At 55.4% G+C, this 20783-nt stretch carries 24 protein-coding genes; 19 read left to right on the top strand and 5 right to left on the bottom strand.

From position 1 onward, the window contains the following. Positions 1 to 105: 105 nt before the first annotated feature. From VH413_06690 to VH413_06675, 4 genes are all read left to right on the top strand, one after another. Positions 106 to 2292 carry an adenylate/guanylate cyclase domain-containing protein gene (locus tag VH413_06690; GenBank protein ID HEX3798374.1) on the top strand — a complete coding sequence of 729 codons (2187 nt, stop codon included), beginning with the start codon at positions 106 to 108 and terminating at the stop codon, positions 2290 to 2292. A 433-nt stretch (positions 2293 to 2725) separates the two neighbouring features. Continuing rightward, the gene (gene nrdR, locus VH413_06685) at positions 2726 to 3184 is read left to right on the top strand and encodes a transcriptional regulator NrdR (GenBank protein ID HEX3798373.1); all 459 of its coding nucleotides are present in this window, start codon (positions 2726 to 2728) and stop codon (positions 3182 to 3184) included. Next, positions 3181 to 3738, top strand: a complete 558-nt coding sequence (locus tag VH413_06680; protein HEX3798372.1) for a hypothetical protein — start codon at positions 3181 to 3183, stop codon at positions 3736 to 3738. The genes nrdR and VH413_06680 overlap by 4 nt, the downstream gene beginning before the upstream one ends. Before the next feature lie 27 nt (positions 3739 to 3765). Then, positions 3766 to 4104: a histidine triad nucleotide-binding protein gene (locus VH413_06675; GenBank protein HEX3798371.1), complete on the top strand. Its 339-nt coding sequence runs from the start codon at positions 3766 to 3768 to the stop codon at positions 4102 to 4104. 32 nt (positions 4105 to 4136) lie between these two features. Here VH413_06675 and VH413_06670 read toward each other — a convergent pair whose 3' ends face one another. Next, a complete protein-coding gene (locus VH413_06670; GenBank protein ID HEX3798370.1) occupies positions 4137 to 4934 on the bottom strand; it encodes an alpha/beta hydrolase in 798 nt (265 codons plus the stop codon). A 169-nt stretch (positions 4935 to 5103) separates the two neighbouring features. On the opposite strand from VH413_06670, the gene VH413_06665 reads away from it, so the two are divergent. From VH413_06665 to VH413_06615, 11 genes are all read left to right on the top strand, one after another. Further along, positions 5104 to 5811 carry a carboxypeptidase regulatory-like domain-containing protein gene (locus VH413_06665; GenBank protein HEX3798369.1) on the top strand — a complete coding sequence of 236 codons (708 nt, stop codon included), beginning with the start codon at positions 5104 to 5106 and terminating at the stop codon, positions 5809 to 5811. 78 nt (positions 5812 to 5889) lie between these two features. Beyond that, positions 5890 to 6978, top strand: a complete 1089-nt coding sequence (locus VH413_06660) for a COX15/CtaA family protein (protein HEX3798368.1) — start codon at positions 5890 to 5892, stop codon at positions 6976 to 6978. A 7-nt stretch (positions 6979 to 6985) separates the two neighbouring features. Further along, complete coding sequence (gene cyoE, locus VH413_06655; GenBank protein HEX3798367.1) at positions 6986 to 7888, top strand: heme o synthase; 903 nt, start codon at positions 6986 to 6988, stop codon at positions 7886 to 7888. Between the two features lie 127 nt (positions 7889 to 8015). After that, complete coding sequence (locus VH413_06650) at positions 8016 to 9818, top strand: cbb3-type cytochrome c oxidase subunit I (protein ID HEX3798366.1); 1803 nt, start codon at positions 8016 to 8018, stop codon at positions 9816 to 9818. 31 nt (positions 9819 to 9849) lie between these two features. Further along, the gene (locus tag VH413_06645) at positions 9850 to 10677 is read left to right on the top strand and encodes a cytochrome c oxidase subunit 3 (protein ID HEX3798365.1); all 828 of its coding nucleotides are present in this window, start codon (positions 9850 to 9852) and stop codon (positions 10675 to 10677) included. Between the two features lie 5 nt (positions 10678 to 10682). Next, a complete protein-coding gene (locus VH413_06640; GenBank protein ID HEX3798364.1) occupies positions 10683 to 11036 on the top strand; it encodes a cytochrome C oxidase subunit IV family protein in 354 nt (117 codons plus the stop codon). A gap of 4 nt (positions 11037 to 11040) precedes the next feature. Beyond that, positions 11041 to 11247 (top strand): hypothetical protein, encoded by a 207-nt coding sequence (locus tag VH413_06635; GenBank protein HEX3798363.1) that lies wholly within the window; start codon positions 11041 to 11043, stop codon positions 11245 to 11247. Next, on the top strand, positions 11244 to 11516 hold the full coding sequence (locus VH413_06630; GenBank protein HEX3798362.1) for a hypothetical protein: 273 nt from the start codon (positions 11244 to 11246) through the stop codon (positions 11514 to 11516). Before VH413_06635 ends, VH413_06630 begins: the two co-directional genes overlap by 4 nt. A gap of 2 nt (positions 11517 to 11518) precedes the next feature. Beyond that, entirely contained in the window at positions 11519 to 12313 is a 795-nt protein-coding gene (locus VH413_06625) for a cytochrome c oxidase subunit II (protein ID HEX3798361.1), read from the top strand. A gap of 96 nt (positions 12314 to 12409) precedes the next feature. Continuing rightward, a complete protein-coding gene (locus tag VH413_06620; GenBank protein ID HEX3798360.1) occupies positions 12410 to 13078 on the top strand; it encodes an SCO family protein in 669 nt (222 codons plus the stop codon). Next, positions 13075 to 13521 carry a DUF420 domain-containing protein gene (locus VH413_06615; protein HEX3798359.1) on the top strand — a complete coding sequence of 149 codons (447 nt, stop codon included), beginning with the start codon at positions 13075 to 13077 and terminating at the stop codon, positions 13519 to 13521. Before VH413_06620 ends, VH413_06615 begins: the two co-directional genes overlap by 4 nt. Positions 13522 to 13605: 84 nt before the next feature. Here the strand turns inward: VH413_06615 and VH413_06610 are convergent, their stop codons facing one another. Further along, positions 13606 to 14052 carry a GatB/YqeY domain-containing protein gene (locus VH413_06610; GenBank protein ID HEX3798358.1) on the bottom strand — a complete coding sequence of 149 codons (447 nt, stop codon included), beginning with the start codon at positions 14050 to 14052 and terminating at the stop codon, positions 13606 to 13608. Between the two features lie 3 nt (positions 14053 to 14055). Beyond that, positions 14056 to 14817, bottom strand: coding sequence for a UvrB/UvrC motif-containing protein (locus VH413_06605; GenBank protein ID HEX3798357.1), 762 nt, complete (start codon positions 14815 to 14817; stop codon positions 14056 to 14058). Between the two features lie 266 nt (positions 14818 to 15083). On the opposite strand from VH413_06605, the gene VH413_06600 reads away from it, so the two are divergent. Both VH413_06600 and VH413_06595 read left to right on the top strand, forming a co-directional pair. Continuing rightward, a complete protein-coding gene (locus tag VH413_06600) occupies positions 15084 to 16073 on the top strand; it encodes an L-histidine N(alpha)-methyltransferase (protein HEX3798356.1) in 990 nt (329 codons plus the stop codon). Positions 16074 to 16194: 121 nt separating this feature from the next. Then, positions 16195 to 17079, top strand: a complete 885-nt coding sequence (locus VH413_06595; protein ID HEX3798355.1) for a sugar phosphate isomerase/epimerase — start codon at positions 16195 to 16197, stop codon at positions 17077 to 17079. Here VH413_06595 and VH413_06590 read toward each other — a convergent pair. Beyond that, positions 17076 to 17309: a hypothetical protein gene (locus VH413_06590; protein ID HEX3798354.1), complete on the bottom strand. Its 234-nt coding sequence runs from the start codon at positions 17307 to 17309 to the stop codon at positions 17076 to 17078. The two genes, VH413_06595 and VH413_06590, sit on opposite strands and share 4 nt — an antisense overlap. Before the next feature lie 123 nt (positions 17310 to 17432). Here VH413_06590 and VH413_06585 point away from each other — a divergent pair, with 123 nt between their 5' ends. After that, entirely contained in the window at positions 17433 to 18725 is a 1293-nt protein-coding gene (locus VH413_06585; protein ID HEX3798353.1) for a voltage-gated chloride channel family protein, read from the top strand. 15 nt (positions 18726 to 18740) lie between these two features. On the opposite strand, the gene ychF is transcribed toward VH413_06585, so the two are convergent. Continuing rightward, the gene (gene ychF / locus VH413_06580; protein ID HEX3798352.1) at positions 18741 to 19844 is read right to left on the bottom strand and encodes a redox-regulated ATPase YchF; all 1104 of its coding nucleotides are present in this window, start codon (positions 19842 to 19844) and stop codon (positions 18741 to 18743) included. 31 nt (positions 19845 to 19875) lie between these two features. Between ychF and VH413_06575 the strand changes: the two genes are divergently transcribed. Further along, complete coding sequence (locus VH413_06575) at positions 19876 to 20745, top strand: BtpA/SgcQ family protein (GenBank protein HEX3798351.1); 870 nt, start codon at positions 19876 to 19878, stop codon at positions 20743 to 20745. The last annotated feature ends 38 nt before the right edge of the window (positions 20746 to 20783 follow it).

Genomic DNA, 20783 nt, shown 5'->3' with positions numbered 1-20783 from the left:
CCAGCGCGGAAAAGTTAATTCGTTGCGACGAGGGAATGTTACCACCACTCGTGTAAGCAAAGCGAAGGAAATTGTCAACGCCACGCGCACCCGGTAAGCTGCGGCGTGTTTCGCAAATTCCTAAGCGCTTTCAAGTTCAAAAAACACAACCGCCGTTTCTGGGTCGTGACGGCGATTTGCGGAGGCACGGCGCTTTTGTTTTTGATGCTGGGGTGGACGCATAACAATTTATCCTCGCTGGTCGGACTGGAGGCTTACACCGAAGATTTGCGCGCCACATACGGCACGAAAACACCGATAGACCCGCAACTCGTTCTCATCGGCATTGATAAACCGGCCTATCTTGACTACAGCGACGACGAATTAAAACAAGATCCCACGCTGCGACTTTTACAGACAAGTTTCCCGTGGTCGCGCGCGGTTTGGGCGGATTTGATCACGCACCTTTGTGATGCCGGAGCGAAAGTAGTCGTGCTGGATTTGGTTTTTGGCGGGCAGGGCGAGGGAGACGAAGCCATGAAAGCGGCGATGGACAAATATCGCGATCATGTCGTCATCGGCTGCAATATTCATGATGTCAAAACCGATCGCGGCATTTCCATGACATTGGATGTGCCGAATCCCTCGGTGCTCGAAAGCTCAAGCACGCTTTCGCCGGGCTTCGATGAGCGCGTGGGTTTTGTCAATATCTGGCCGGACCCATTTGACGATGTCATACGCTTTGCGCGGTATCGTTTGGAGGCGTCGCAAGCCGGTGATTTGCTGCCAACGGGTACGGTGTTGGAATCGCTGGAGGCACGGGCGTTGCGCAAGTTTGGCCGGCCTGAATTGATTCCGCCGGGATCACAGCCGCTGCGCTTTCGTTACACGGATTGGGCGGGGCGAGGTTATCCAGTGATCTCGTTGGGCGATGTCCTTGCGCCGCGATATTGGAAACACAATTTCAAAGACGGAGAATTTTTTCGCGGCAAGATCGTGCTGGTCGGCCCAACGGCGGATATTTTTCAGGACGCGCACAAAACTCCACTGCCGGACAAGCAAGCGGTGATACAAGGCATCCGCGTGGATTATAACTCGGTCATGCACGGCCCGGAAATCCATTTGAACATGCTGGGCGCGGCGCTGCATCGCACTTTTTTGACGGAGGCAAGCGATTACGAAAATTCACTGATTGTGGTGTTGGCAGGACTGCTCGCGACGGCGCTTTCCTTTCTGGTGCATCAGCCATTGCGGCGATTGATAGCAATCATAGCGCTGATGGTGCTTTATAGTTACGCTTCGTTGTGGGCCTGGAACCACTGGAACATCGTATGGGGCGTGGCCAATCCGTTGCTGGTGCTCGCGCTCTCCGGCGTTCTGGTGCTGGCATTCGATTATTTCAGCGAACGATTCGAGAAGACGCGCACGCGCAAGACATTGGAGCGTTATGTCTCCAAAAATGTCGTCAAGGAATTGCTGGACAATCCCGCCACGTATTTTCACACGCTCGAAGGCGTTCGCAAAAAGGTGACGATTTTATTTTCCGACGTGCGCGGGTTCACCACGCTCACTGAAGGAGCAGACTCCGCGGCGCTCGTCCGCCAGCTCAATGAATATTTCGCCGAGATGGTGAAGGATGTTTTCAGTTCGCAAGGCACGCTGGATAAATTCATCGGCGATGCCGTCATGGCCGTGTGGGGAAACATCGTCACGCAGGGCCCGGAAAAAGATGCGCAACACGCCGTGTCCACCGCGCTGGCGATGAAGCGCAGTTTGGTCAAGCTCAATGCCGATTGGGAAAAGCGCGGGATGATCAAATTGGCCTTCGGCATCGGCATTAATCACGGCGAAGCCATCGTGGCCAACATGGGTTCGATGGAGAAGATGGAGTTGACGGTGATTGGCGACACGGTGAACACGGCCTCACGGCTCGAAGGCTTGACGAAAAAATTTCACGTTGATTTGTTGCTCGGCCCGGAAATGGGCAGATTGGTGCGGGACAAATTTATTTTGCGGACGGTGGGCTTGATTCAGCCTAAAGGTAAAACCGTGGGCGTGGAGGTTTATACCGTGATGGGCGAGCGCGGCACGGCTGCGGATGAAAAAATCGAAGCGTGGCTCGCCGGTTATGAAACCGCGGTGAAATTATATCGCGCGCAGAAATTCATGGAAGGCATCGAATGGTTCAAGCGCTGCCTGGAAGATCACGCTGACGATTATTTGAGCCAGATGTATATCAAGGAGTGTGAGGAGTTGTTGAAGAACCCGCCGGATGCGCATTGGAACGGCGTATTTGTCATGACGGAGAAATAGAATTTGTAACCTATGGAAGGGTGGATTGTATTGGAGGAATGTGTCATGGTGGGGGCAGTTCTTTGAAATGGAGTTGAAGTCTGCCCGGGATTGAAATTTGGCGATTCCAGCGGTTTTAATTCTGAAATGGATAAAAAACGCCAGTTGAATTGCCAAGCGAGCCCAAAAGTGCGGCTCGGTGCGCGTAAGTGCAGATATTTGCGGGTAAATTTTGTGAGCAGATGCGGTCGAATCGTTCGGATTGGTCCGCGTTGGTCCGCTTAAGCTCGGATAAGTTCGCTTAAGGGGGTAAAAATATTTTGGGCGGACGGTCGGGGTTGAGTGAAGTTGCTAATACAGGGGCAGCATATATACTACGATTAGAACCTCTTGACGCCACTATCCTTAGTATGTTAAACACCCGTCACCACCATAAGAAGTGGCAGGTTCCCTTATGCGTTGCCCGAAATGCGGTTGTCAGGATGACAAGGTGATTGATTCTCGCGCCTCTCGCGAGGGCGCCACCATCCGCCGACGCCGCGAATGCACCGCGTGTGAACATCGTTTCACGACTTACGAAGAGATTGAGCGCGATGAACTTATGGTGGTCAAGCGCGACGGCCGGCGGGAGAGTTTTTCACGCGAGAAATTGCTTTCGGGACTCAAGAAAGCCTTCCAGAAACGGCCGGTCAGCCCCGAGGCGATTGAAGATTTGCTCGAGAAAATTGTGAACGAAATCACGAATAAATATGAACGCGAAGTGCCCGGTTCGGTAATCGGCGAGCGCGTCATGGCCGGCCTGCGCGAAGTGGACGAGGTCGCTTATGTGCGTTTTGCCAGCGTTTACCGGCGGTTCCAGGAAGCAACCGACTTCGTCCAGGAAGTCAAAAAATTGGAGGACAACGCCGCATGATTCAACTCGCCCAGGAGTGCCTCGTGTTTCGGACCGCGGGGGGAGACAGCATCCCTTACTCCGCGGAAATGATCTCGGTGGAAATCGTCGGAGATTCGGCGTCGTTTTTCGACACGGAATTCATCCAGCACGCGGCGGCCGCCGTATTCCATTATTTTCGCGATGAACTCGGGCGCGAATCGGTGACGGTGGCGGAATTTTCGCTTGCGCTGGAAAAAATTCTGCGCGGCTTCTCGCTCGCCAGCGAAGAAGCGCAATCGGATACGCCCGCGCCGCGCGTGGTGCAATCCGATTTGTGCCGGCTGATTGGCAAGGAAGACGAGGCGGGCGAATTGTTTTTCTTTTCCCGCCTGCGCGATGAGTTGCGGACGCAAATGCAGGACGCGCCGCAGATGCTGTGTTTTCGCGGGCTTCGCCAATGCGTGAAGCAACTGGCCGGCGCGCGCCGATGGACGACGCGCTGCCAGAGTTTGCACGACCAGATCGTGGAATTTTTGCGCTCGTGCGTGTCCCAGGAAAATCACGGGACAAATTGCGCGCTGGTCGTGAAATAAAAAATAATTTCGCGGAATATTTTTCCGATGACACTTTTCGAAAAAATCATCGCGCGCGAAATCCCGGCGGACATCGTCTATGAAGACGATCTCGTGCTCGCCTTTCGCGATATCCATCCGCACGCGCCCACGCATGTGCTCATCGTGCCCAAGAAAGTCATCCCGCGCATTGGCGCGGCGAAGCCGGGGGATGAAAAAGTTTTGGGACATCTGCTGCTCAAGGCGGGTGAAGTCGCGCACAAACTGGGTTTGGAAAAAACCGGTTTTCGCCTCGTGATCAATAGCGGCCCGCATGCGGGTGAGAGCGTGCCGCATCTGCATTGTCACATTCTCGGCGGGCGGGAATTGGCATGGCCGCCCGGTTGATTGCCGCCTGGAATCTTTGCTTGTGCCGAGATTTATTTTTCGGGCGCGAGTGGATTATTTTTATCCCGCTGCTTGAGCTGGCGAAGAAATTTTTCCAAGCCTTCGGCGTGGCGATTCACATTTGCGACGTCGCGATAATTATGCGGGCCGTTGACTTCGACGAAAAGTTTTGGGCCGGTGATCGCGGCGAAATTGCGTTCGCCGTGGCTGAAGCTGATGGTTTCATCATCGCGGCTGTGGAGGATGAGCACGGGTACCTGGAGACGCGGAAGTTTTTTCAACGTCTCGTATTTGATGCGGTGCAGCCGGCGCACGGGCAACCACGGGAAGCGTTCCTCGCCGACATCCGCGATGCTCGTGAACGCGCTTTGCAACACGAGGCCGCCCACGGTTTCGCGCAGAGCGAGTTCGGTGGCGACGGCACCGCCCAGTGATTTGCCGAGCGCAATGATATTTTGTAGCGCAAAACCGCGTGCGCGCAGCCAGCGATACGCGGCCTGGGCATCCTGATAAGTGCCTTCCTCGGTCGGCCGTCCTTCGCTGCGGCCGTAACCGCGATAATCGAATACGAACGCATTGAGGCCGAGCCGGACGAGCATCTGGCAGAAGCCGGCACGGTGACTGACATTGCCGCCGTTGCCGTGGCAAACGAGTGCGGCGAATGATGCGCGCGGAGAATTTTTCCCGGCCGGAAAAAACCAGGCGTTGAGCCGCACGCCATCGGCTGTTGTGAAATAAACATCTTCGACCGATGAACCGGCCTCAGCAGGCGAGACATTCCATTCCCGCGTGGGATGGTAAACCTGCCTATTTTCAAACCAACGGAGCATGCGCGTAAATTATGGGAGAGGGAGCGCACTCGCGAGCCTCATTTGTTAATGGCTGAAGATGGGACGGCGATGAAATGAATTAAATGGGGCTTGTGAAATGTTTCACAAACCACTTGCGGGAAAAATAAGTCTTGGTTATTTTGGTTTGGTTTTTAACAATTACATTACTATGAGAATAAATCCTCGATTTTTAATCGTCCCGGCGCTTGTGGCCGGCTTGCAAGCGGCGGTGGCGGCGGATGTCACTGGCACCATTACTTTGAGCGGCACGCCGCCGCCAGAAAAGGTCAACGAGGCGATCGCTTCCAATCCGGATTGCGGCAAGCTCCACAGCGAGCCTGTCAAGACGCAGTTTTACGTGGTGGACGGCAAGAATGATTTGGCCGACGTCGTAGTCGTGGTCAAAGGCGCGCCCGCATCTTCCGGCGCTTCCGCCGCTCCGCTGGTTCTCGACCAAAAGGGTTGTGAATATATTCCTTATATTGGCGCGGTGCAGACGGGACAGAAGATTATCGTGAAGAATTCCGACCCGCTTTTCCACAACGTGGATGTGATTCCCGCCGCGGCCGGAAATGCTTCAAGTGCGAAGAACGCCGCGCAGGGTCCTAACGCGCCGGATGTTTCCATCAGTTTTCCCGCTCCGGAAAACTTCCTGCGTTTCAAGTGCGATGTGCATCCCTGGATGTTCGCGTATGTGACCGTGGTGGACAGCCCGTATTTCTCCGTGAGCGCCAAGGACGGCACTTACAAAATCTCGAATTTGCCGCCGGGCAAATACACGATCGAAGCCTCGCACCGCAAGGCGGGCACGGTCAGCAAAGAAATTGAAGTGAAAGACGGCTCGAACAAGCTGGATTTCACGATGGAAGTGAAATAATTCACGGGATTTAAGGGGGCCGCTGCGGTAGTGATGCCGCAGCGGCTTCGCTTTTAGAACCTGATTGATCGCCTGAAAATGAACCGTTCCGCTGTTAATCCGTGGCTGCATCGTTTCGCCGTTCTTACGGCGGTGGCGACGCTCGCGTTGATTGCCGTGGGCGGATTGGTGACGAGTCATGGCGTGGGCATGGCTGTGCCGGATTGGCCGACGACTTACGGCTATAACATGTTTTTATTCCCCATCTCGAAATGGATGGGCGGCATATTCTATGAGCATTCCCATCGGCTGCTGGCGTCGGCGGTGGGATTTTTGACTATCATTTTGATGGTGTGGCTTTGGTTGAAAGAACCGCGTGGCTGGCTGCGCTGGCTGGGGGTCGCGGCATTTTTTGGCGTAGTGTTGCAGGGAGTATTGGGCGGCCTGCGGGTGGTGCTGGCGTGGGACAATCTGGGTATTGTTCATGCGGCGCTGGCGCAAAGTTTCTTCGTGTTGCTGTGCGCGATTGCATTGGTCACCAGCCGCTGGTGGATTGAGTTGCCGCATCGCGACATGGTTATTTTCGACCGTCACGGACTGCGCCGCCTGTTGCTGGCGGTCACGCTTTTGATTTTTGGGCAACTCGTCCTTGGCGCGACCATGCGGCATCAACACGCGGGCCTGGCGATCCCCGATTTCCCGCTCGCTTATCATAAACTTTGGCCGCCGATGGATGCCGCATCGGTCACTTTGTATAATCAGCATCGCCTCGAAGTCAACGACCCCAATCCCATCACCGCGTTTCAAATTCTATTGCAAATGATCCATCGCTTTATTGCGCTGCTGATTTTTTGCGCTGTAGTTTATACCGCGAGGAAGATGCGCAAATATTTAAGCCCGCGGCATCTGCTCTCGCGTTATTCGCTGGTGTGGGTGGGCTTGATTGCCTTACAAGCCATGCTGGGCGCGGCCACCATCTGGTCGAACAAAGCCGCGGACATTGCGACGGCGCATGTGGTGGTCGGCGCCATTTCGCTGACAACCGGTGCGCTCTTGACCATTATTTCTTTTCGAGTTTTAATGCCCGCTCGCGTTGCTGTTCCGAGCACGACTGTCCCCGCGCCTTCACCGGTCATGTCCGGGAAAGTCCTGCCGGGTGATGTGCATGTGACGACGCGAAGCAACTGATAAACATTTGAAAGCCACCGCCCAACCGTTGACCGCAGCCGCCAGTGTCGAAAAGACACGGTTCGCGGTGTTTGCCGACTTGATCAAAGCGCGCCTGACGTTTCTGGTGCTGCTGACTACGCTGGTCGGGTTCTATGCCGGTTTCCAGGGGCGGATGGATTTGATGCTGCTCGTTCACACGATGCTTGGCACGGCTCTGGTCGCCAGCGGCGCGGCGGCGCTCAATCAATGGATCGAACGCGAGCACGATGCCCGCATGGAACGCACCGAAGACCGTCCGCTGCCCTCGGGCCGGATGCAGCCTGACACGGTGCTCATCCTCGGCGGCGCGTGTAGTGCGCTTGGTTTAATTTATCTCGCCTTCGCCGTGAATTTACTGACGAGCTTGCTCGGAGCGATCACGCTGGTGAGTTACGTTTTCATTTACACACCGCTCAAACGTGTCACGACGCTCAATACGATTGTGGGCGCAATCCCGGGGGCTTTGCCGCCGTTGATGGGCTGGGCGGCGGCGCGCGGCGACATCAGCCGGGGTGGCTGGTCGTTGTTCGCGATTTTATTTTTCTGGCAACTGCCGCACTTTTTGGCGATCGCGTGGATTTACCGCGAGCAATACGAGCGCGCCGGGTTCGTGATGTTACCGGTGGTGGATCCATTAGGCGAACGCACCGGGCGCCAAGCCGTCAGCCATACGCTGGGATTGCTGCCGGTGAGCTTGGGGCCGTTTTTATTCCAACTTGCGGGCCCAATTTATCTTTGCGGCGCACTGGTGCTCGGGCTGATATTTTTAGGATTCGCAATTCAATTTTCCCGGCGGTTGACGCTTCGCAGCGCGCGGCAATTATTTTTCGTTTCGATCCTGTATTTGCCGCTGCTGTTAGGATTAATGGTGCTGGATAAGATTAAGTGACCTTATACCGGTATTCTGCCGTTGACTTTGATAAGTTGGAAAATTATGTTTTGGCCCTTAAATGTTCGGAAAGTTTGGGGCCGTAAGTTCAATTAATAGTTGGCCGAGCCAAACAAAAAAATAAATCATGAGTACGCAGGCAACCACCACTCACGCGCACGCGCACGGAGACCACGACGCTCACCATCATGAGCTGAGTTTCCTGCACAAATACGTTTTCTCCACCGACCACAAAACCATCGGCATCCAGTACGGCATCACCGCCCTGATTTTTCTGTTCCTGGGATTCTGCCTGATGATGACGATGCGCTGGTCTATCGCGCATCCGAACACGCCCATCCCGCTCGTCGGCCATTTGCTCAACAAAATGCTCGGCGACGTCGCGGCCAACGGCATCATGAGCGCGGACCTGTATAATTCCTTTGGCGCCATGCACGGGACGATCATGGTGTTCCTGGGCATCGTGCCGCTGGCTTTCGCGGCGTTTGGCAATCTGATCGTGCCGCTGCAAATCGGCGCGCCGGACATGACCTTTCCCCGCATCAACATGGCGAGCTACCAGGCTTATTTCGTGGGCGGCATCATCATGCTCGTGAGCTTTTTCATGCCGGGCGGCGCGGCGCAAGCCGGCTGGACTTCCTATTCCCCGCTGGCCACGGTCATCCAAGGCCACGGACAAACTTACTGGCTGGTCGGCATGGTTTTCCTGATTACGTCATCGCTGCTGGGCGCGGTGAACTTCCTTGCAACCATCATCCAGCTTCGCGCGCCGGGCATGACCTGGATGCGCCTGCCGTTCTTCGTTTGGGCGCAATTCGTCACCGGTTTTCTGTTGTTGCTGGCGTTTCCGCCGCTTGAAGCCGCGGCCATCATGCAGTTGATGGATAAGGTCGCGCACACAAGTTTCTTTCTGCCGACCGGTTTGGCGGTGGCGAGCCTCGGCCATATCAGCGGCGGCGGCAGTCCGTTGCTCTGGCAGCACTTGTTTTGGTTCCTCGGCCATCCGGAAGTGTATGTCTTGATCCTGCCGGCGATGGGTATCGTCTGCGAAATCCTCGCGAACAACACCCGCAAGCCTATCTGGGGTTATAAATCGCTGGTCTATTCGGCGATGGTCATCGGTTTCGTGTCGTTCATCGTCTGGGCGCATCACATGTATTTGACCGGCATGGGCACGCGCATCAGCACGTTCTTCCAAACCACGACGATGATCATCTCGATTCCTTCGGTGATCATTCTCTCGTGCTTGTTTCTCTCGCTGTGGGGCGGCTCGATTCGCTTTAACACGCCGATGCTGTTCGTGCTGGCGTTCCTGCCGATGTTCGGCATCGGCGGTTTGACCGGTCTTCCGCTGGGATTCAACTTCAGCGACCTGCACCTGCACGACACCTATTACGTCATCGCTCACTTCCATTACATCGTAGCGCCGGGAACAATTTTTGCGCTCTTCGCGGGGGTATATTATTGGTTCCCGAAAATAACCGGGCGTTTCATGAATGAGTTCTGGGGCAAGGTGCATTTTGCCACGTCCTTCATTTTCATGAATGCGATTTTCCAGCCGATGTTCGCGCAAGGCATGGCGGGCATGTTGCGCCGCATGTATGACGGCGGCATCAATTATTCCACCGCCAAGGTGGACGCCATCGGCGGCCTGAGCGACAGCGTGATTCACATGAACAGTTATGTGTCCATCGCCGCGTGGTGCCTGGGCCTCTCGCAACTGCCGTTCATCTTCAACTTTTTCTGGAGCATCAAGCACGGTAAAGAGACCCATTCGGATAATCCGTGGCATGCGACCACTTTGGAATGGCAGACACCGACACCTCCGCCGCACGGGAATTTTCCCAAGCCGGTGGTGGTTTATCGTGGGCCTTATGAATACAGTGTGCCGGGCCGCCCGACTGATTATACGCCCCAAAACGAACCTTAATTTTATCGAATTCATTAACCGCTAATTATTCATGGATATTCCGTATACAGTAGAACCCCGTCCGGACACGGGCTTATTCAACGCCAAAGTCGGCATCTGGCTTTTCCTGGCGTCTGAAGTGATGTTGTTCGGTGCGCTGTTCTCCTCCTACATCCTTCTGCGCGTCGGCGCGGCCCCGGGCGCGTGGCCCCACGGCCTGCTCAATGTCTGGCTGGGCATGACCAACACCATCGTGCTCATCGTTTCGAGCATCACGGTCGTGATGGCGTGGGCCTCGCTCAAGATGAAGGATTTTGGGAAGTTCAAGATGTATCAAACTGTTACTCTGCTCTGCGCAGTGGCGTTTTTGTGCATTAAGTCCTACGAATATCATGACAAGTTCATCCATTATGAAGTAGACATTAATCCGGGCGCCGTGGTGCATTTTGAAGACGGCAAGGATGTCACCATCAAGGCGGGCGACTCCGTGGACGGCCATTTGATCGAACGCAGCGCGGACAAAGTCGTCATTCACGGCCACATCGTAAATCAAGCGGAAGCCTCGGCAGTGACTCACGCCTGGCAGGAAAGCGAGATCAAGGAACAGGAAATCACCATCAAGCAGGCCGACGTGAAGTTCATGGAAAATTACGGCCCATGGCATAACACCTACACGGCGATTTATTTCACGCTGACCGGTCTTCACGCTTTGCACGTCATCGGCGGCGCGCTGGTGATCGGTTTCATCTGGGGCCCGGGCGCGGGCATGTGGAAGACCGACCCGGAACGCTACACCAACCGCGTGGAAGTCTCCGGTTTGTTCTGGCACTTCGTTGACCTGGTCTGGATCTTCCTGTTCCCGGTGCTTTACCTACTCTAACTACCATGACTGAATTACTTGATACCAATCCGAAGTCTCACGGTGCTCACGATTCCCATGACGACATTCAACATCACGTCAAGCGTTACCTGTTCGTTTTCTACGCGCTGATCGTTGGCACGGTGGTCACGGTTGCGGCTTCGCGCCTGCATATTGACAGCGTGGCGCTCACGGTGGCGATCGCGCTGTTCATCGCGTGCATCAAGGGTTTTCTCGTCGCGGGATATTTCATGCACTTGATTTCGGAAAAGAAAATGATCTACGGCATTTTGCTGGCGACGGGTTTCTTTTTCACCGGGTTGATGTTCCTAACGATCTGGTCCATGCATCCATCGAGCCTGATCCACATGCGCCAATAGTTTTATGTCACTCAAAGCGTTTCATCTCGTGTTCATCATCGCGTCTATCGCGCTGGCGATAGCTTTCGGCGTGTGGTCAGGGATGACGTACCACGATGGCGCGAGTGTGTGGTATTTGGTGGCGGCGATTGGTTCGGGCGCGGCGGTGATCGCGCTGGTTTTTTACGAGCGTTATTTCCTGAAAAAATTAAAGAACGTGAGTTATCTATGAACCGTTCCAAGTTTAAAATATTCGCGGCTGTGCTCGTGACGGCGCTGATGGCGCAGGCGCATTCCGCGCTCGCGTGCGCGGCTTGCTACGGCGCCGCCAAAGGCCCGCTCATGGACGGCATGAAGTGGGGCATCTTCGCCTTGCTCGGAACCGTGGTCAGTGTGCTGGCCGGTTGCGCGACTTTCTTCGTTTATTTGGCAAAAAAAGCGGCAAGTGTTCCGCCCATCAACGGGCCCGGTGACCTGCCACCCCCAACCCAGAATACCTGATCATGGATAATTTTTTAACTCTCGCCCACAATGTCCTGGGGCTGCCGGTCCTGGCATCGAAGCACGGTGCCGACGTGGACAAGCTCATCGTTTATGTCCATTGCCTGATGGGCGCGCTGTTCCTCGGCTGGATTTTGTATTTCATTTACGTGCTGTTTCGCTTCAATCACAAGGCGAATCCCAAGGCTGATTACGAAGGCATCAAGGGCCATGCTTCCAGTTACATTGAACTTGTGGTTATCCTCGTAGAAGCGGTGTTGCTCATCGGTTTCGCCGTGCCCCTCTGGGCGCGCGCGGTGGATGAAGACCAATTCCCCAAGGCCACCGATCATCCGGTCAATATCCGCGTCGTTGCGCAGCAATTCGCGTGGAATGTTTTTTACCCGGGCCCGGACGGCGAATTTGGCCGCCAGGATATGTCATTGATCGCGAGTGACAATCCGTGGGGCTTCGACAAGACCGACGCGAAAGGCAAGGACGATTTCACGACGCTGAACGATATTCATGTCGTGGTCAACCAGCCGGTGATCATCACGCTTACTTCCAAGGACGTGATCCATTCTTTCAAGGTGATCGCCATGCGCGTGACGCAGGACGCGATTCCGGGCGTGCGTATCCCGCTGCATTTCACCCCGACCAAGCCGGGCGTTTATCAAATCAACTGCGCGCAACTTTGCGGCAACGGTCATTCGAGCATGTCGGGTGGGCGCATCACCGTCGAATCTCAACAAGACTACGACAAGTGGGTAGTTACAAAATCCAAGGCGGCAGCCGGCGGGGCAGCGAGCTTTGAATAAGTTTTGCATGACCGCGGGCGTTCCCCCGGTCGTGCGCTTTTTGCCGCTTGCGCGGAATGATTCTTTGCCGGCTTCACACAGTTTGCCGGTCGAACGATGAATAACTCCACGCGCAAAATCGAATGGGTGGTATTGGGCGGGTTAGTAGTCGTCATCGTAGCAATCGTGGGCGCGTTCGCCTGGTCGAAGATGAGCCCCATTAAATCGCTTCCCGTCACTGGCCAACTTTCCGATTTCAATCTCACCAACCAGGACGGCGAACACATTTCACTGGCGAGCTTGCGCGGACATGTGTGGGTGGCCGATGTCATCTTCACGCGTTGCGCCGGGCCGTGCCCGACGATGACTCACGTCATGGAACAACTGCAATCCTCGTTTCCCGCCGCCCAACCCGTCCGCCTCGTCACGCTCACCAGCGATCCTGATTACGACACGCCGCCGGTGCTCAGGAAATACGCCGCGCGTTTCAATGCCGACTCGAATGTGTGGACGTTCCTCACCGGCCCCAAGCCGGACATCCGCAAGCTCGAAGTGAACGATTTCAAATTTGTCGTCGTGGAAAAGGGCGCCCAGGAACAGGAAACGCCGGTGGATTTGTTCATCCATAGCACGTGGTTCGTGCTGGTGGACCAGCAGGGGCGCGTGCGCGGCTGGACGGATGCCGACGGCCATCTGCACGCCTATTTCGATTCGCTCGACCCGGACACACCGCGGCAAATCTTGGCGGCCATCAAACAATTACTCCGCGAACCCGCGTCATCATGACCATCTTCGATCTTCCGGCCGTCAACGGCTCCTTGAACGCGTTGAGCGCCATTTTTTTGACGGCAGGATTTATTTTCATCCGCCGCAAAAACGTGAGCGCACATCGCAAGTGCATGATCGCCGCGTTTATTACTTCCACGATTTTTCTCGCGTGCTATCTGACCTACCATATCTATCTCGCGAAAGTGCTGCATCGCGGCCCGACAATTTTTAAAGACCCGGCGTGGTTTCGCCCGATCTATCTGACGATCCTCATCACGCACCTTATCCTCGCCGTCGTCATTGTGCCGCTGATTTTCATCACCCTGATTCGCGCGTTGAGGGAACGCTTTGATCAGCACAAAAAAATCGCGCGCTGGACCTGGCCGTTGTGGATGTATGTTTCCGTGACGGGCGTGCTCATCTACTGGCTGCTCTACATAAAATTCCCGCAGCCGCATTGAGCCTGTGAGCTGATTTAAGTTACGGCTCGCGAGTACGCTCGCCCATTCGAATTCAGCGGTCATGGACCGCCGCTAGAGAAAGAGTTACGGCAAAAATTTTCCCACGAGACCGCTTACGGTCTTGCCATCCGCGCGCCCGGCAGCTTTGGCTTGCACCGCTTTGATGACCGGGCCCATGTCTTTCTTGCTGGTCGCGCCGAGTTCCTGGATGGTCGCGCGGACGAGTTGCTCCAATTCTTCGGGCGAGAGCGCCTGCGGCAAAAATGATTCGAGCACGGTGATCTCCTGCTTTTCCTTCGCTGCTAATTCAGCGCGACCACCTTTTTCAAATTGCTCGACGGAATCGCGGCGCTTCTTCACTTCTTTCTGCACAATAGCGATGACGTCAGGGTCGGAAAGCGATTCCACTTTGCGCTCGATCTGCACGTAGCCGAAGGCTGATTTCAACATGCGCAAGGTCGAGAGGCGCTCGGCGTCCTTCGCGAGCATCGCCGACTTGATTTCCTGCGTGACTTTTTCCTGTAAGGTCATTGGTTATTCCGTGGATTTGAGATTGCGCAAGGCATCGCGCATCTGCGCGGCCTTTTCATAGTCTTCGTTGGTGACGGCATCATTTAAAGCGCGCTCGAGTTTCTCGCGCTTGCTCAAGGGACGTTGCGAGGAAAGCTCGTCGAGCCATGCTTTGAGAGAATTCAATTCGCCGCTCTGCTCCATCATTTCGCCGCGCGAATGGTCGCGATAAAAATCCTTGATGAGATTGATGCCGGTTTCGATATAGGTGACCGCGGTTTCATATTCGTTGGCCCGCAACATCTCCGTCCCGCGCGCGCGCGTGTGCATCATGAGCAGTTGCGGTTTGAATTGTTGGAGCGACCACGCGAGTTCTTCGCTTTCGGCATGCTTGCTGGCGAAATCGCAGACGGCCAGGTTGCGCTCAGTATCGCGGATCACGCCGGCAAAATCTTCAAGCTGCCAGAGGCAATTATGGCGTTGATAATATTGCAACGCCTCGAATTGAAGCTTGGCGCAATCTTCGGCCTTGAGGCGAAAACCGGCTTCGTTGCCGTCATTCGCGGCGATATGTTTGTAGAGGCGGGACTGATAATAATCGTAAAGCGACGGATGCCCCAGCGGGCGTTTGCCGTCGGGACGGCCTTCGCTGTTCATCTGCAAGAGGCCGAGGTCCAGGCGCAACTGGATTTTTTCCATGCCATCCTTGCCGGTGAATCTCCGGACCGACGCCATCCCTGGCTGATAATCCCATTGCTCCAGGAGATGTGAAATATCAAAATTCATTTGAGCGAATATAATGGCGCGGCGTTCCAAGTCAACGCAACGAACTTATAAAGTTTCAAGTTTCCAAAGTCGAAAACGCCGCCGGTTCTCCAATGAATCAGCACATCCGCCGCCGTTCTCAAAATTGCGAAGGGCGTGTCGAAGCGGGCGATTATTCCGGCACTCAAAGATCAAATTGCTGGCCGCAAAAATCAAAAAAGCGCCGAGTCAAATCCGCGTTTCCGCTCGCACTTGTGTTTGCCGCGTACTTGAGCGAAGAATGTTTCATGCCTGTCGCAAACGTGACCATCCACTCCAGCCAATTTCCCGATGCCGTCCGCCGTGACCTGCTGGAATCACTCCGCACGCGCCGGGTGAACCACAAATTTCATTACGACAGCATCAAGCAAACGCAAAAGTGGCTGGCCTTGCACCAGGCGTATGCGCCATCGCGCGTGGACCCGGATTGCAGCCAAACTTATACGAAGGCCTTTGCGAAAGCGGCCTTTCAGGTCCGGGCGGAAAAAGTTCATCTCATCGGCCTGGGCTGCGGGGGCGGGCGAAAAGACGCGGTACTGCTTTTCCATTTGAAGAGCCGCGAGAATAAACTTTCCTATACCCCCTGCGATGTCAGCACGGCAATGGTCCTCGTGGCCAGGCAATCGGTGAAAACGCTGTTGGCCGATGACGATTGTCATCCGCTGGTGTGTGACCTTCTGAATGCGGATGATCTTTCGACGGTTCTCGATCAGCACGCGCCTGCCGATGCCACGCGGCTCATCACCTTCTTCGGCATGATTCCGAATTTCGAGCCGCAGGAAATTCTGCCGCGGCTCGCCGCGCTGGTGCGGCCCGGCGATCACCTTTTCTTCGGCGCGAACCTTGCGCCTGGTGATGATTATCTGGCGGGCATCCAGCGCATCCTGCCGCTTTACGACAACGCCCTCACGCGTGATTGGCTGCTCGCGTTTTTGTTTGATTTGGGCGTGGAAGCCGGCGATGGCGAACTCCATTTTTCCATTGAGGACGATCCAGCGGGCAGCGGGCTTAAACGCGTGGCCGCGCGCTTTTTTTTCAAGCGCGCCCGCGAGGTGAAAGTAGATATTGAAACTTTTGCATTCGCCGCCGGTGAGAGTGTGAGGCTGTTTTTTTCGTATCGCCACATGCCCGCGCAAATTCGCGCAATGCTCGCCACGCACGGGCTGGAAGTGGTTGACGAATGGATCACGAAGTCACGGGAGGAAGGCGTGTTTCTTTGCCGCCGGGCGAAGGTTTAAATGCCAGCCACGGATGGAACACGGAATAAACAGGTGTTCCATCCGTGGCCCAAATTCATGTCCTCAAATTGTCCATAGAAATTTCTTTTCCAATCGTCCGGGCTTCGTGTTAAATCGCAGCATGAAACCAAACGCAAGATTTCTCACCAGCCTTACCTTGTTCGCCGGACTTTTTCTGGCTTCGACGATTATCGCCGCGCCGGAAAAGGAGGCAGGCATCGGGCCGAGCTTTAAAGGGCCGATCGGATTGCAGCTCTACAGCCTGCGCGCGCAATTCGGCAAGGATGTCCCCGGCACTATTGCCAAGGTGAAAAAGTTCGGCATCAAATATGCCGAGACCGCCGGCACTTACGGCGTGCCGCCCGCCGAGTTCAAGGAGCAACTGCTCGCCAGCGGTATCACGCCCGTTAGCGGACATTTCGGTTATGATTTGTTCAAGGATCATTTGGATGATGTCGTGCGCGATGCACAGGCGCTCGGCCTCAAGTATGTCGGCTGCGCGTGGATTCCGCACACCGGCAACTTTGACGAGAGCAAGTGCCGCGAGGCCGCCGCCGTTTTCAATCACGCGGGCGAAGTGCTGGCGCAACACGGCATGCAATTTTTCTATCACGTCCACGGTTATGAATTTCAACATTACCACGACGGCACACTGCTCGACCTGTTAATGAACGAGACGGACAAAAAAAATGTGCATTACGAAATGGATATTTTCTGGATCGTGTTCCCCGGCCAGGATCCGGTTCAACTGTTGGAAAAATATCCCGGCCGCTGGGAATTGATGCACTTGAAAGACATGGATAAAGATTTGGCGACGGGTTCATTGAGCGGCGGCACGGACGTGAAAAATGACGTCGCACTCGGCACGGGCCAGATCAAAATGCGGGAGGTTTTGGCTGCCGGGCAGAAGGCGGGGATCAAATTTTATTTTATCGAAGACGAATCGCCGAATTCGGAGCAGCAAATTCCTGTGAGTTTGAAGTATTTGGAGAAGGTCGAGTTTTAATCCGTTAAGATTCGGATTTGTAGAATCCGCCGTTGCGCAAGTGACGGCGGGTTTTTGCTTTTTGCTCCGGCATTGACTTCGCGAAGCCCAAGCCGTATTCCTAAGCCCGGCAATGGTTTGTCTGCCATCCCTTCCGGGAAAACCGCCTGAATCGTTTCAGTGCTGATGACTCCTACCAGATAGAGCAATCGCGTCTTGATTGGGTAAGAGTCGGGTATGATTTTCAACAAAAATCAAAGGGCATGCACTGACTGGTTGGGGACAACTCCAGCCGAGGATGATTATCTTGTTCCCAACTTCGCCGCAATTATTCGCTCCACAGAAAACAGGGTTTCACCAGGGTTCATTTTGACATGAAAAAATTTCTGAATTTTGAAAATCATCTCGCGAGCATTCTTCAACTTCTTAAATGGTCGGCATTGATCATTCCTCCGGCGATTGCCGCCGGTTCGGCGAGCGCATTTTTTCTATGGGCGCTGGATAAAGTCACGCGATTGCGCTGGGAACATCCGTGGCTGCTGTTTTTATTGCCCGCCGGGGGCTTGCTCGTCGGCTTGATTTATCACTGGCTGGGAAAATCTGTTGAGGGAGGAAATAATTTGATCGTGGACCAGATTCACGAACCCGGCGGCGGCGTGCCCGTGCGAATGGCTCCGCTGGTTTTGATCGGGACTTTGCTGACGCATCTATTCGGTGGCTCGGCAGGACGCGAAGGAACGGCCGTGCAAATGGGTGGCGCGATTTCCAGTTTCTTCGGCAAACTATTTCACCTGGAGAAGGAGAATTTGCGCGTGCTGCTCATGTCGGGTGTGGCGGCGGGTTTCGGCTCGGTCTTCGGCACGCCGTTGACGGGCGCGGTGTTTGCGATGGAAGTGCTCACGGTCGGCAAGATGCAATACGAAGCATTGATTCCGGTACTCATCGCGAGTGTGGTCGGCGACATGACCTGTTCCGCGTGGGGCATCAAACATGCGGCGTATCACATTCAATTTGCCGACGTGGGCACGGGATTATTTCTGCATGCGGACCCGCTGCTGCTGGGCAAGGTGGTCATCGCGGCGGCGGCGTTTGGATTGGCGAGCCTTTTGTTTTCGGAATCGGCGCACGCGCTACAAACGCTGTTCAAAAAATATATTCCCATCGCGTGGCTGCGTCCGGTAGCCGGCGGGTTGCTGGTGATTGGCGGAACGTACGCGATCGGCACGCGGGATTATCTGGGCATCGGAGTTTTTGCGCCGCACGACGGGCCGGTCTCCATCCTCGCGGCGTTTCAACCGGACGGCTCCTACGCGTGGAGCTGGCTTTGGAAATTGCTTTTCACGGTTGTGACGTTGAGCAGCGGATTCAAAGGCGGCGAAGTGACGCCGCTCTTTTTTATTGGCGCGACGCTGGGGAATACGCTCGCGTTTTTATTTCACGCGCCGGTGGATTTATTCGCGGGACTGGGATTCATCGCCGTGTTCGCGGGCGCGACGAATACGCCGATGGCCTGCACGATCATGGGCATTGAATTATTCGGCGCGAGCAACACCGTCTATTTTGCGACGGCGTGTTTCATCGCGTATTTCTTCAGCGGGCATTCGGGGATTTATCATTCCCAACGGATGGGAATTGCGAAACACGGATGGAAGGATCAAAAATCTTAGAGCCCGCAATAAGTTTTACACGTTGAACTTGAAGAGCAGCACGTCGCCGTCTTTCACCACGTATTCCTTGCCTTCCATGCGGTAGAGGCCTTTGTCGCGGGCGGCGGCGACGGAGCCGCACTTGACGAGGTCATCGTAGGCGACGGTTTCGGCTTTGATGAAGCCACGCTCGAAATCGCTATGGATGACGCCCGCCGCTTTCGGCGCGGTATCGCCCGCGTGGATGGTCCAAGCGCGAACTTCTTTTTCGCCAGCGGTGAAGTAAGTGCGCAAACCGAGCAAATGATAGGTGCTGCGGATGAGCGCGCCGATGCCCGATTCCGCCACGCCAAGTTCCTTCAAAAATTCCTTCGCTTCCTCCGGCGAAAGGTCCACGAGGTCGCTCTCGATTTGCGCGCTGATAACGACGGTTTCGCAGGCGATGTGCGCCTTGGCGTAGTCGCGGACTTTTTTCACGTGCGCGTTGGTATCGGCGGTGGCGAGTTCGGATTCCTTGACGTTGGCGGCAAAAATTGTGGGCTTGTCGGTCAGCAAATAAAAGCCGCGCGAGATGATTTTTTCTTCGGGCGTCAGATCGAGCAGAATGGCGGGCTTGCCGGCGTCGAGATGCGGTTCGAGTTTCGCGAGCACTTCGGCTTCGGCGATGGCCACTTTGTCGCCGCGCTTGGCGTCCTTCGCGCCTTTTTCGATGCGCTTTTTCACGGCATCCAAATCCGACAGGACGAGTTCCGTCAAAATCGTTTCGATGTCGCGCACGGGATCGATCGAACCGGCTACGTGATGGATGTCGGCATCTTCAAAGCAGCGGACGACTTGCACGATGGCATCCACTTCGCGAATGGCGGAAAGAAATTTATTGCCCAGACCTTCGCCCTGCGCCGCGCCTTTCACGAGCCCGGCAATGTCCACGAACTCGACCGCAGCGGGAATCACGACCGTGGTCTTGGCGATATTGCGCAAGACTTCGAGCCGCGCGTCCGGCACGGTGACGATGCCGACGTTGGGATCAATCGTGCAAAAGGGATAGTTCGCGGCGACGGCTTTGCGCGTGCGGGTGACCGCGTTGAACAGGGTGGACTTGCCTACGTTGGGCAGACCGACGATTCCAGCTTTTAACATAAATAAAATTAGCGGCGAACAGCTTGCGCGGATGCGGGAAAAACAAAAGGAAAAAATCCGGCGGGTGCGGCGTGCCATTCCGCTTGAAGCGCGCGCTGGAATCGGCGACAAACCCCCAATGTTATTTCATGGAAATCGCAAAGTGTTGATCGGCGTGGTTCACCTCGCGCCGCTTCCGGGTTCGCCGCGCTGGCAGGGGAATCTCGCCGCCATCATCAAATCCGCGGTCGCGGACGCCCGGGCTTACGAGCAAGGCGGCGCGCACGCGATCTTCATCGAGAATTTTGGCGATGTTCCGTTCACCAAATCCGCCGTGGGACCCGAAACGATCGCGGCGATGGCCGCGCTCGGCTGCGCGATTCGTGCGGCGGTGAAGCTGCCGATCGGTTTCAATGTCCTCCGCAATGACGCCCGCGCCGCGCTGGCGTTGTGCGCCGCGTGTGGCGGCGATTTCATCCGCGTCAATGTCCATAGCGGCGCGATGCTCACCGACCAGGGGCTCATTGAGGGCGATGCCTTTGCCACGCTGCGTTATCGCCAAACGATTTGTCCGGCGGCCGAAATTTTCGCTGATGTTCACGTGAAACACGCCGTGCCGCTGGGCGATTGGACGCTGGAAGACGCGGCGCACGATACGCTGGATCGCGGGCTTGCGGATGGGCTGATCATCTCGGGCGTGGGCACTGGTCACGCGGCAGATCCCGAGGACGTACGGCGAGTCCGCACGGCGTGTCCGAACGCGCGCATCCTGCTCGGCAGCGGTGTCACGCGCGAAAACGCCGCGGAATTCCTGCCTTTCGCCGATGGCTTTATCGTCGGCAGTTCGCTCAAAAAATCTGGGAAACTAGCGAATCCGGTGGATGTGAAACGGGTTGCAGCACTGGCACGAGTGATGAAGTAAGGAAAAGTTTTCAGTTTCAAGTTTCAAATTTTCAGCAA

Source organism: Verrucomicrobiia bacterium, assembly GCA_036268055.1.
Lineage (GTDB): Bacteria > Verrucomicrobiota > Verrucomicrobiia > Limisphaerales > Pedosphaeraceae > DATAUW01.
Note: the sequence above shows the minus strand (reverse complement) of the source record. Positions and strands in the feature narration are given on the sequence as shown.

Coding starts and splice junctions, on each gene's coding strand:
- nrdR (HEX3798373.1), top strand. CDS start 2,726: ATGCGTTGCCCGAAATGCGGTTGTCAGGATGACAAGGTGATTGATTCT.
- VH413_06680 (HEX3798372.1), top strand. CDS start 3,181: ATGATTCAACTCGCCCAGGAGTGCCTCGTGTTTCGGACCGCGGGGGGA.
- VH413_06675 (HEX3798371.1), top strand. CDS start 3,766: ATGACACTTTTCGAAAAAATCATCGCGCGCGAAATCCCGGCGGACATC.
- VH413_06670 (HEX3798370.1), bottom strand. CDS start 4,934: ATGCTCCGTTGGTTTGAAAATAGGCAGGTTTACCATCCCACGCGGGAA.
- VH413_06665 (HEX3798369.1), top strand. CDS start 5,104: ATGAGAATAAATCCTCGATTTTTAATCGTCCCGGCGCTTGTGGCCGGC.
- VH413_06660 (HEX3798368.1), top strand. CDS start 5,890: ATGAACCGTTCCGCTGTTAATCCGTGGCTGCATCGTTTCGCCGTTCTT.
- VH413_06650 (HEX3798366.1), top strand. CDS start 8,016: ATGAGTACGCAGGCAACCACCACTCACGCGCACGCGCACGGAGACCAC.
- VH413_06645 (HEX3798365.1), top strand. CDS start 9,850: ATGGATATTCCGTATACAGTAGAACCCCGTCCGGACACGGGCTTATTC.
- VH413_06640 (HEX3798364.1), top strand. CDS start 10,683: ATGACTGAATTACTTGATACCAATCCGAAGTCTCACGGTGCTCACGAT.
- VH413_06635 (HEX3798363.1), top strand. CDS start 11,041: ATGTCACTCAAAGCGTTTCATCTCGTGTTCATCATCGCGTCTATCGCG.
- VH413_06630 (HEX3798362.1), top strand. CDS start 11,244: ATGAACCGTTCCAAGTTTAAAATATTCGCGGCTGTGCTCGTGACGGCG.
- VH413_06625 (HEX3798361.1), top strand. CDS start 11,519: ATGGATAATTTTTTAACTCTCGCCCACAATGTCCTGGGGCTGCCGGTC.
- VH413_06620 (HEX3798360.1), top strand. CDS start 12,410: ATGAATAACTCCACGCGCAAAATCGAATGGGTGGTATTGGGCGGGTTA.
- VH413_06615 (HEX3798359.1), top strand. CDS start 13,075: ATGACCATCTTCGATCTTCCGGCCGTCAACGGCTCCTTGAACGCGTTG.
- VH413_06610 (HEX3798358.1), bottom strand. CDS start 14,052: ATGACCTTACAGGAAAAAGTCACGCAGGAAATCAAGTCGGCGATGCTC.
- VH413_06605 (HEX3798357.1), bottom strand. CDS start 14,817: ATGAATTTTGATATTTCACATCTCCTGGAGCAATGGGATTATCAGCCA.
- VH413_06600 (HEX3798356.1), top strand. CDS start 15,084: ATGCCTGTCGCAAACGTGACCATCCACTCCAGCCAATTTCCCGATGCC.
- VH413_06595 (HEX3798355.1), top strand. CDS start 16,195: ATGAAACCAAACGCAAGATTTCTCACCAGCCTTACCTTGTTCGCCGGA.
- VH413_06585 (HEX3798353.1), top strand. CDS start 17,433: ATGAAAAAATTTCTGAATTTTGAAAATCATCTCGCGAGCATTCTTCAA.
- ychF (HEX3798352.1), bottom strand. CDS start 19,844: ATGTTAAAAGCTGGAATCGTCGGTCTGCCCAACGTAGGCAAGTCCACC.
- VH413_06575 (HEX3798351.1), top strand. CDS start 19,876: ATGCGGGAAAAACAAAAGGAAAAAATCCGGCGGGTGCGGCGTGCCATT.